Source organism: Janthinobacterium sp. NFX145, assembly GCF_049810325.1.
Classification (GTDB): Bacteria; Pseudomonadota; Gammaproteobacteria; order Burkholderiales; family Burkholderiaceae_D; genus Janthinobacterium; species Janthinobacterium rivuli.
Genome location: NZ_CP187360.1, coordinates 5,884,432 through 5,893,731, shown reverse-complemented (window position 1 = coordinate 5,893,731; position 9,300 = coordinate 5,884,432). Strand labels below are relative to the sequence as shown.

8 protein-coding genes are annotated in these 9,300 nt (G+C 58.6%); 7 read left to right on the top strand and 1 reads right to left on the bottom strand.

Features of this window, described 5'->3' with window-relative positions; translation table 11 throughout:
• Positions 1 to 132: 132 nt before the first annotated feature.
• Genes ACPJXG_RS26485 through ACPJXG_RS26475 form a run of 3 tightly spaced genes read left to right on the top strand, consistent with a single transcriptional unit; the run spans position 133 to position 2,340 of the window.
• Positions 133 to 1,698: a MutS-related protein gene (locus ACPJXG_RS26485; protein WP_425252786.1), complete on the top strand. Its 1,566-nt coding sequence runs from the start codon at positions 133 to 135 to the stop codon at positions 1,696 to 1,698.
• A gap of 47 nt (positions 1,699 to 1,745) precedes the next feature.
• Complete coding sequence (locus tag ACPJXG_RS26480; protein WP_425252785.1) at positions 1,746 to 2,054, top strand: BrnT family toxin; 309 nt, start codon at positions 1,746 to 1,748, stop codon at positions 2,052 to 2,054.
• A complete protein-coding gene (locus ACPJXG_RS26475) occupies positions 2,044 to 2,340 on the top strand; it encodes a hypothetical protein (protein WP_425252784.1) in 297 nt (98 codons plus the stop codon). Before ACPJXG_RS26480 ends, ACPJXG_RS26475 begins: the two co-directional genes overlap by 11 nt.
• Positions 2,341 to 2,357: 17 nt before the next feature.
• Here ACPJXG_RS26475 and ACPJXG_RS26470 read toward each other — a convergent pair whose 3' ends face one another.
• On the bottom strand, positions 2,358 to 4,283 hold the full coding sequence (locus ACPJXG_RS26470) for a phosphoethanolamine transferase (RefSeq protein ID WP_425252783.1): 1,926 nt from the start codon (positions 4,281 to 4,283) through the stop codon (positions 2,358 to 2,360).
• Positions 4,284 to 4,708: 425 nt separating this feature from the next.
• On the opposite strand from ACPJXG_RS26470, the gene rpsL reads away from it, so the two are divergent.
• The 4 genes from rpsL (at position 4,709) to tuf (ending at position 9,192) form a co-directional block, all read left to right on the top strand.
• Entirely contained in the window at positions 4,709 to 5,092 is a 384-nt protein-coding gene (gene rpsL, locus ACPJXG_RS26465) for a 30S ribosomal protein S12 (RefSeq protein WP_010394376.1), read from the top strand.
• Between the two features lie 152 nt (positions 5,093 to 5,244).
• Positions 5,245 to 5,715, top strand: a complete 471-nt coding sequence (gene rpsG / locus ACPJXG_RS26460; protein ID WP_010394377.1) for a 30S ribosomal protein S7 — start codon at positions 5,245 to 5,247, stop codon at positions 5,713 to 5,715.
• A 108-nt stretch (positions 5,716 to 5,823) separates the two neighbouring features.
• Positions 5,824 to 7,929, top strand: coding sequence for an elongation factor G (gene fusA / locus ACPJXG_RS26455; RefSeq protein WP_034753184.1), 2,106 nt, complete (start codon positions 5,824 to 5,826; stop codon positions 7,927 to 7,929).
• Positions 7,930 to 8,001: 72 nt separating this feature from the next.
• Positions 8,002 to 9,192 carry an elongation factor Tu gene (gene tuf, locus ACPJXG_RS26450; protein ID WP_034753125.1) on the top strand — a complete coding sequence of 397 codons (1,191 nt, stop codon included), beginning with the start codon at positions 8,002 to 8,004 and terminating at the stop codon, positions 9,190 to 9,192.
• The last annotated feature ends 108 nt before the right edge of the window (positions 9,193 to 9,300 follow it).

The window sequence follows — 9,300 nt, the reverse complement described above, 5'->3', positions numbered from 1 at the left end:
AAAATTCTCGTGTCCGGCTGTCCGAGGTGTCCGCGCTGTCCAGCATGTCCGTCCGCGCAAGTTGTGCTTGATAAATTGGCAATCGCCTGCATCTGCTGTGGCGACTCCTTTTTTGACTCTTCCCCAAGCGCCATGCATCCGTTCCTCCAGCAACTTTTCCCTGCCCGTGCCTTGGCGCCAGCGCTCGATTATCCTTTTGCGCGCAGCGACGTGGCGATGCTGCAACGGCTGACGGGCGAGGCGCCAGCGCTCGATGGCCAGACCTGGAACGAGCTGCTGCTCGACCAGTATGCGTCGCAACTGGCGCGCGAGACCAGCATCTTCGGCCAGCAGGAGCTGCACCGGCGCCTGAGCGGTGGCCAGGCCGATCCGGCCTCCATCGCGCGCGTCCGGCGATTGCTGGACGAGCCAGCCCAGGCGGCCAGCCTGCAGCAAGCTTGCCGTCCCTTGCGCCAGGCCGATACGGAAGTGAGCGAGACCCTGTTCGGTGCGGCGCTGCCGGCAGCGCCATGGTGGAGCGTCTGGCTATGGCTGGTGCCGCTGGCCTTGTTGCTGGCCATCGCCGCCAGCTGGCTGGCAGGTTGGCCGGCGCTGTTTGGCGTGCTGGCCGCCTGTGTTGCGCTGATGACCGTGCAAGTGCGTTTTTACGAAAGCGCCAAGCTGTGGGAACGCACGCTCGATACTTTGCGCCACCTGCTGAAAACCCGTGCCGCGCTGGTGCGGCTCGATGTGCCTGCAGCCTCGTCATTGGCTGCCGGTAGCGCACAGGCGGCCAGGCTGACGCGCGCCATCGAGCGCTCGTTGCTGCATTACGTGCCCTTCATCGATACGCTGCTGGTCGAATATGGCGACTGGCTGCTGCTGAAAAACGTCAAGCGCTATTTCCGCACGCGCCAGCTGGTGGCGCGGCAGCTGCCCTTCCTGCGCGAGACCTTTACCCAGGTGGCCCAGCTGGAAGCGGACCTGGCGCTGGCGCGGCAGCTGCGTACGGCCCCCGTGTTTTGCTGGGCGGGCACCGCGGCGCCGCGCGCGCTGGCCTTGCAGGGCATGCGGCATCCCTTGCTGGAGAATGCCGCGCCGCTGTCGTTCGGCGTGCAGGGAAAGGGCTGCTTCATCTCCGGCCAGAACGGTATCGGCAAGAGCACCTTGCTGCGTTGCATAGGCCTGAACCTGGTCTGCGCGCGGGCCTTTGGTTTCTGTTATGCGGACAGCGCCGACGTGCCGCACCTGGTCGTGTATGCGAGCATGCAGAATGAAGACTCGCTCGATGGCGGCGAAAGTTTATATATCGCCGAATTGCGGCGCGCGCGCGAATTGCTGGCGCTGGCCGAGGAGGGCGCGCCGGCCCTGTTCCTGATCGATGAAATCTTCCGCGGCACGAACCACCTCGAATCGGTGGCGGCTGCGGCCGCCGTGCTGCACTCCCTGGCGGCGCGCCACCTGGTGATCGTCTCGTCGCACAACCTGGTATTGGGGCCGCTGCTGGAAGACTGCCTGGCGCCATGGTGCGTGCGCCGCGATGACGCCGGCGCGCTGCTGCTGGCGCCCGGCGTGCTGCAAGCAACAAATGGCATCGCCCTGCTGGCGCAGCGCGGTTTCGACGCCGGCATCGCGGACAAGGCCGGGCGCGTCTTCGACTGGCTCAGCACGCACATGGCGCAACCGGCCGATTGCGGCGGCGTGCTGGACATGGCTTGAGGACATGCGCCCCCACGTGATGGTTTGTATTGACATCGTCAATACGTGTGCTAATCTTTTTGCATGGACGTCCACTTCACCCTGGGGCTGATGCGTTTGTATGGGATGCTGCCAAGGCGCAGCTGAACCAGCGCAAGCACGGTATCCGGTTCGAGGAGGCTGCGCAGGTATTTGGCGACCCGCTGCTGGTGCTGGTGGAAGCCTCGCGCAATCAGGAGGCACGCGATGCCGCCATCGGTTTCGATGCTGCCGGGCGGCGGCTGTTCGTGGTACATGTCGAGATCGAGGACGTCGCCATCCGCATTATTTCCGCCCGTATGGCGGATCACAAGGAGGAAACTGCATATGCTGTCTGACCGCTTGAAAACCCGCCTGGCGAAAGATCGCCCCATGACGTCGATTACCTTGCGCATTCCGGTCGACGTGGTGGACGCCATGAAAGAGATCGCGCCGCTACGCGGCTTTGCCGGTTATCAAACGCTGTTGAAGGCCTATCTGAGCGACGGCTTGCGCCGCGATGAGGCACAATTGGCGCAGGACTCGACGGCGCGGCTGATCGCGGCGCTGAAAAAGCGCGGCGTGCCGGAGGCCTTGCTGCGCGATGCCGAGCGCGATGCCGAACGCCATTCCGCGGCGGCCTGACAGTCGCCGCCCGCCGCTTACTTGTCCTGCTTCTCCGGCGTGCTCTTGTCGATCACTTCGCGGCAATCGCCGCGGATGATGGCGTTGTCGTAGTTGGTCCAGCCATAGCTGTCGACGTAGCGCTTGTGCTGCTTGAAGCGGGGGCTGGCGATGCTCCATTCGGGCTGTTCGCCGGCAAAGCGGATGTCGCCCAGGTCGAGCAGCGTATGGAACATGTTTTCCGTCGACAGGCGCGCCTTCTGATGGCGCCGCAGCTGCGTCACCTTGTCCGGATAGTGCTGCTGGAATTGCGGCGAATACCAGACGAAGGCGGGCACGTGGAATTCGAACTGCGTGTTATGGCCGTGGAAGGCCAGGCGGCAAGTGCCGTCGTACAGGGTCTGGCCGTGGTCGGCCACGTAGACGAGCGAGCTGCGCAGGGCGGTGCGCTGGCCATCCTCCTTCAGCATGCCGATCACGTTCGACAGGAACCAGTCCGTGTACAGGATGGAGCTGTCGTAGCTGTTGTTGAGCTGCGGCTTGATGGCCGTGTCCGTGTAGACGGGCTTGTCGACGCCGAACAGCGACGGCTGCCACTTGTCGAACGCCTTCGGATAGCGCTGGCTGTAGTTCCAGTGGCTGCCCAGGGTGTGCAGCACGATGAGTTTTTTCGGCGCCGGGTCGGCCAGCGCGTTCTTGAACGGGTCGAACAGGATCTGGTCGAAGTTTGAATTGTTGGTGAAGCCGCCCAGGTTCAGGAATTGCACCACGTCCGCTTCCTTGGCAAACACGGACACGGGCGTGTCGAACTGGCCGAACGAGATCTGGTTCGACAGCCAGTAGGTCTTGAAGCCTGCTTCCTTGTAGGCGGTCAGGAAGGATTTCTCTGAAAAACCATCCTTGAGGCTTTGCGTGGCCGGCTTGCGCGAGATGATGACGGGCACGGACAGGCGCGTGGCGGAAACGGCCGTGATGACGTCGGCCAGCGGCACCAGGTTGGCTTCCTGCTTCAGCAGAGGATTGGTATCGCGTTCATAGCCGTTCAGGCTCCAGCGGTCGTAGCGCGACGATTCGCCGATCACCATGACCACCACTTCCGGGTTGGTATCGGGCTGTTGCTGGTGCGCGCCGAAACGGAAGCTGCTGCTTTTCTGTCCCAGCTCGGCCAGGTACCGGCGTTCCTTGTAGAAATCGAAGCCGCGCGCGGCCAGGCCGAAGGGCCAGGAATTGCTGACGGTGTCGAAGGCGTAGGGCAGGCGCGCCCAGTGGGGCAGGCTGGGCCAGCCCAGGCCCGTCTCGTCGGCGCCGGCGATGCTGGCGTTCTCCGGCTTGCTGCTTTCCTCGTCTTCCTCGGCCGTTTCATCGTCGGCCGAGCTGGCGTCGCCGAAGCCGGAGGCGCCCGCCTTGCCGCTGGCCGCCGGCCCGCTGGCCTTGGCCGGTGCGGTGGCGCTGTGCAGGACCTTGGCCTCGAAACCGAATTCATGGCCATAGGCCCAGAAGCCGCCCAGCAGGAGCAGCAGCACGAAGGCGGCCGGGCGCGTCTTGCCGCGCCAGTCCAGGTCGCGCGTGCGCGTGGCCGCATACCAGCTCAGCGCGCACCAGGCGATCACGCCCAGCATGACGGCGCCCATCAGCCACACTTTTTGTCCGAGGAATTCCATCGCTTCCTTGGGGCTGGTTTCAAAGATGATGCCCAGGTGGTGCGTGGAAATACCCTGGCCATAGAAGATGAACAGGTAGATTTCCGTCGGCAGGGCCAGGAAGGCGGGCACCAGCAGCCAGTGGAAATACGCGGGACGCTTGAACACGCTCCAGACGGCCAGCCAGGCCAGCAGCTCGAACGTGAGCATCTGCCAGGGATGCTCGAGCGCACGTCCCAGCAGCGCGGGGATGAAGGGTACGGCCGTCAGCAAGGCATACGTCAGGAGCAGGAACAGATAGTCAGGGCGAAGCAAGGAGCGCATAAGGGAGGGCAGCGAAAAATGTCCGCTATTATCAATCCTTTTGTTGTCTTGCGGTCATACAAGAATGTGCGCGCCAGATGCTTGGTGGCAGAGAAAGAATGTCAAATCGTCAAGCACCGCGAGGCGGCGGCGTCTGCGCGCTGCAGCCAAAGATTAGTCAAAATGCTACAAAAGTGCCGCTTTTTTGCCTTTTTTTATAGCAAAAAGCGGTAAACAGATTGACCCCCTGTAACACAAGGTCTAAACTAGCGAGTTCTCGATTTTATTCTGCTCATCGTTTACGTATTGCTTGGCATTTCATGGCCGCTCCTTATCGAGTGGCTGCGGGCGCCTCCGGTGCGCAGTAGATGAAAGCGGGACGAGGTTTTAGTCGCCGGGCATCTTGCCCGGGTTATTAATCGTAGTTTTTTGTTGGATTTATAACGATGCCAACCATCAATCAATTGATTCGCAATCCACGCGTCGCTTTGACCGTGAAGAGCAAATCGCCGGCGCTGGAAAACAGCCCGCAAAAACGTGGCGTCTGCACACGTGTTTACACCACGACTCCAAAGAAGCCTAACTCGGCTCTGCGTAAAGTCGCTAAAGTTCGTCTGACCAATGGTTTCGAAGTTATTTCGTACATTGGCGGTGAAGGCCATAACCTGCAAGAGCATAGTGTTGTGCTGTTGCGCGGCGGTCGCGTTAAGGATTTGCCGGGTGTGCGTTACCACATGGTTCGCGGTGCCCTGGATACCCAAGGCGTTAAAGACCGTAAGCAATCGCGTTCGAAGTACGGTACCAAGCGCGCTAAAGCAGGCAAGAAGTAATAAGTTGTACGCAGCAAACCCAAGTTTCGCTCAGTGGCAACTAGCTAAGTGAATGTAGTCGACCGCATCTGGTCGAGTAAGTGGAAGACTATGATGGTCGTCCGCGAGTGTGCGAAGAACGCGCGCTCAACTGAAGATTGAAAGGAATTGATATGCCACGTCGTCGTGAAGTACCCAAGCGCGAAATTTTGCCAGATCCAAAATTCGGCAACACTGATGTCGCTAAATTTGTAAACGTGCTGATGCTGTCCGGTAAGAAATCGGTTGCAGAAAACATCATCTACGGTGCTTTCGAGCACATCGCAGCAAAATCGGGTAAAGATCCACTCGAAGTTTTTGCTACCGCAATCAACAACGCCAAGCCGTTGGTTGAGGTGAAATCCCGTCGCGTCGGTGGTGCAAACTACCAGGTGCCGGTCGAAGTTCGCCCAGTCCGTCGTATGGCTCTGTCCATGCGTTGGTTGCGTGAAGCTGCTAACAAGCGCAGCGAAAAATCGATGCCACAACGCCTCGGCGGTGAGCTGATGGAAGCGGCTGAAAGCCGCGGCGGCGCGATGAAAAAACGCGACGAAGTCCATCGTATGGCTGAAGCGAACAAAGCGTTCTCGCATTTCCGCTTCTAATATAAAGCCAGCTACCGCAAGGCGGCTGTCAAGCATCTGTTGTTCGAGGCCGGGCTCATTTTTGCAAAAAAATGCTGCTCGGTTTTGTCCATTCATTTAGGATTAATTATGGCCCGCAAGACCCCCATTGAGCGCTATCGTAATATCGGTATCTCCGCTCACATCGATGCAGGTAAGACGACCACGACCGAGCGCGTCCTGTTCTACACAGGCGTGAACCACAAGCTGGGCGAAGTCCATGATGGCGCTGCCACCACCGACTGGATGGCACAAGAGCAAGAGCGCGGTATCACGATTACCTCGGCTGCTGTTACGTGCTTCTGGAAAGGCATGGCTAACAACTTCCCAGCTCACCACATCAACATCATCGACACCCCAGGCCACGTTGACTTCACCATTGAAGTGGAACGTTCGATGCGCGTGTTGGATGGCGCCTGCATGGTTTACTGTGCAGTCGGCGGCGTGCAGCCACAATCGGAAACGGTATGGCGTCAGGCTAACAAGTACAAAGTGCCACGTCTGGCCTTCGTGAACAAGATGGACCGTACCGGCGCCAACTTCTTCAAGGTCTACGATCAGATGCGTTCGCGTCTGAAAGCCAACCCAGTACCTATTCAGATGCCTATCGGCGCTGAAGACGTCTTCACCGGTGTTATCGATCTGGTCAAGATGAAAGCTGTTATCTGGGACGACGCGTCGCAAGGCATGAAGTTTGAATACGGCGACATTCCTGCACACCTGGCCGCTGATGCTGCCAAGTGGCGCGAGAACATGGTTGAAGCCGCTGCTGAAGCGTCGGAAGACCTGATGAACAAGTACCTGGAAGAAGGCGACCTCTCGGAAGAAGAGATCAAGGCTGCCCTGCGTCAGCGTACCATCGCCAGCGAAATCGTTCCAATGTTGTGCGGTACCGCCTTTAAAAACAAGGGCGTACAAGCCATGTTGGACGCGGTCATCGAGTACCTGCCATCGCCAATCGATATTCCACCTGTCCCAGGTCTGGACGAGGACGAGCAGCCAGTCGAGCGCGCCGCTGACGACAATGAGAAATTCTCGGCATTGGCGTTCAAGATCGCAACCGATCCGTTCGTCGGTCAGTTGTGCTTCATCCGTTGCTACTCGGGTACCCTGAATTCGGGCGACTCGGTGTTGAACTCCGTGAAGCAGAAGAAAGAGCGTATCGGCCGTATCGTGCAGATGCAAGCGAACGAACGCGAAGAAATCAAGGAAATGCGCGCTGGCGACATCGCCGCCGTTGTGGGTCTGAAAGACACCACCACTGGCGATACGCTTTGCGACGAGAAAGCCAGCGTGGTTCTGGAGCGCATGGTCTTCCCTGAGCCGGTGATTTCGCAGGCAGTCGAGCCAAAAACCAAGGCCGACCAGGAAAAAATGGGCCTGGCGCTGAACCGCCTGGCAGCAGAAGATCCATCGTTCCGCGTGCGTACCGATGAAGAATCGGGCCAGACCATCATCGCCGGTATGGGCGAGTTGCATCTGGACATCATCGTTGACCGCATGAAGCGCGAATTCAACGTTGAAGCCACCGTCGGCAAGCCACAAGTGGCTTACCGCGAAACGATCCGTAAAGTGTGCGAAGAGTCGGAAGGCAAATTCGTCAAGCAATCGGGTGGTCGTGGTCAATACGGTCACGTGGTTCTGAAGATCGAACCGCAAGAACCGGGCAAGGGCTTCGAATTCGTTGACGCGATCAAGGGCGGTACCGTTCCTCGCGAATACATCCCTGCAGTTGAAAAAGGTGTGCGCGACACGCTGACTTCGGGCGTGATGGCTGGTTACCCAGTCGTTGACGTGAAAGTCACGCTGTTCTTCGGTTCGTACCATGATGTTGACTCGAACGAAAATGCATTCCGCATGGCCGCTTCGATGGCATTCAAAGATGGCTGCCGCAAAGCATCGCCAGTCATCCTGGAGCCAATGATGGCCGTGGAAGTGGAAACGCCGGAAGACTACGCCGGTACCGTGATGGGCGATCTGTCGTCGCGTCGCGGCATGGTGCAAGGTATGGATGAAATTGCTGGCGGTGGCGGCAAGATCATCAAGGCCGAAGTGCCTCTGTCGGAAATGTTCGGTTACGCTACGTCGTTGCGTTCGTCGACCCAAGGTCGTGCGACTTACACGATGGAATTCAAGCACTATGCTGAAGCACCTAAGCATGTGACTGAAGCGATCGTAAGCTCGAAAGCTAAGTAATAGAAGTTCCGGGCCGGCTTTCACGAGAATGCCGGTCCCTACATTTAAATCATTGTTCTAAGGAAGAATAAAATGGCAAAAGGTAAATTCGAACGGACCAAGCCGCACGTCAACGTCGGCACCATCGGCCACGTCGACCACGGTAAAACCACGCTGACCGCTGCAATCGCAACGGTTCTGTCGAAGAAATTCGGCGGCGAAGCTAAAGCATACGACCAGATCGATGCAGCACCAGAAGAAAAAGCGCGCGGTATCACGATTAACACCGCTCACGTCGAGTACGAAACGGAAACGCGTCACTACGCGCACGTTGACTGCCCAGGCCACGCCGATTACATCAAAAACATGATTACCGGTGCTGCCCAGATGGACGGCGCGATCCTGGTATGTTCCGCAGCTGACGGCCCAATGCCACAGACCCGCGAACACATCCTGCTGGCCCGCCAAGTTGGCGTTCCATACATCATCGTGTTCCTGAACAAGTGCGACCTGGTCGACGACGCAGAGCTGCTGGAACTGGTTGAAATGGAAGTGCGCGAGCTGTTGTCGAAGTACGAATTCCCAGGCGACGACCTGCCTATCATCAAAGGTTCGGCACGTATGGCGCTGGAAGGCAAAGAAGGCGAAATGGGCGTTGACGCGGTTCTGCGTCTGGCCGATGCGCTGGATGCTTACATCCCAACGCCAGAGCGCGCTGTTGACGGTGCTTTCCTGATGCCAGTGGAAGACGTGTTCTCGATCTCGGGTCGCGGTACCGTTGTGACCGGTCGTATCGAGCGCGGCATTGTTAAAGTCGGCGAAGAGATCGAAATCGTTGGTATCACCGATACCGTCAAAACGACTTGCACCGGCGTGGAAATGTTCCGCAAACTGCTGGACCAAGGTCAAGCTGGCGACAACGTTGGTCTGCTGCTGCGCGGCACCAAGCGTGAAGACGTGCAACGTGGTCAAGTTCTGGCCAAGCCAGGCTCGATCAAGCCGCATGCACACTTCACCGGCGAGATCTATGTTCTGTCGAAAGACGAAGGCGGCCGTCATACGCCATTCTTCAACAACTATCGTCCACAGTTCTACTTCCGCACGACGGACGTCACTGGTTCGATCGAGTTGCCAGCAGACAAAGAAATGGTCATGCCAGGCGATAACGTGTCGATCACCGTCAAGCTGATCAACCCGATCGCGATGGAAGAAGGTCTGCGCTTCGCTATCCGTGAAGGCGGCCGTACCGTCGGCGCTGGTGTTGTTGCAAAAATCCTGGCTTAATTCTTAAGCCTGCATAAAAGAAGACGCGTCGTCGCCCGGCGCCCTTCTTTTTATTCAACTGCCGGGGTTGGCAAGCATTTTGGTGCTATCATGTCGACCCTGACGGTT

Bases quoted from the DNA above. Each gene is read 5' to 3' on its own strand.
- ACPJXG_RS26485 (WP_425252786.1), top strand. From the start codon at position 133: ATGCATCCGTTCCTCCAGCAACTTTTCCCTGCCCGTGCCTTGGCGCCA.
- ACPJXG_RS26475 (WP_425252784.1), top strand. From the start codon at position 2,044: ATGCTGTCTGACCGCTTGAAAACCCGCCTGGCGAAAGATCGCCCCATG.
- ACPJXG_RS26470 (WP_425252783.1), bottom strand. From the start codon at position 4,283: ATGCGCTCCTTGCTTCGCCCTGACTATCTGTTCCTGCTCCTGACGTAT.
- rpsL (WP_010394376.1), top strand. From the start codon at position 4,709: ATGCCAACCATCAATCAATTGATTCGCAATCCACGCGTCGCTTTGACC.
- rpsG (WP_010394377.1), top strand. From the start codon at position 5,245: ATGCCACGTCGTCGTGAAGTACCCAAGCGCGAAATTTTGCCAGATCCA.
- fusA (WP_034753184.1), top strand. From the start codon at position 5,824: ATGGCCCGCAAGACCCCCATTGAGCGCTATCGTAATATCGGTATCTCC.
- tuf (WP_034753125.1), top strand. From the start codon at position 8,002: ATGGCAAAAGGTAAATTCGAACGGACCAAGCCGCACGTCAACGTCGGC.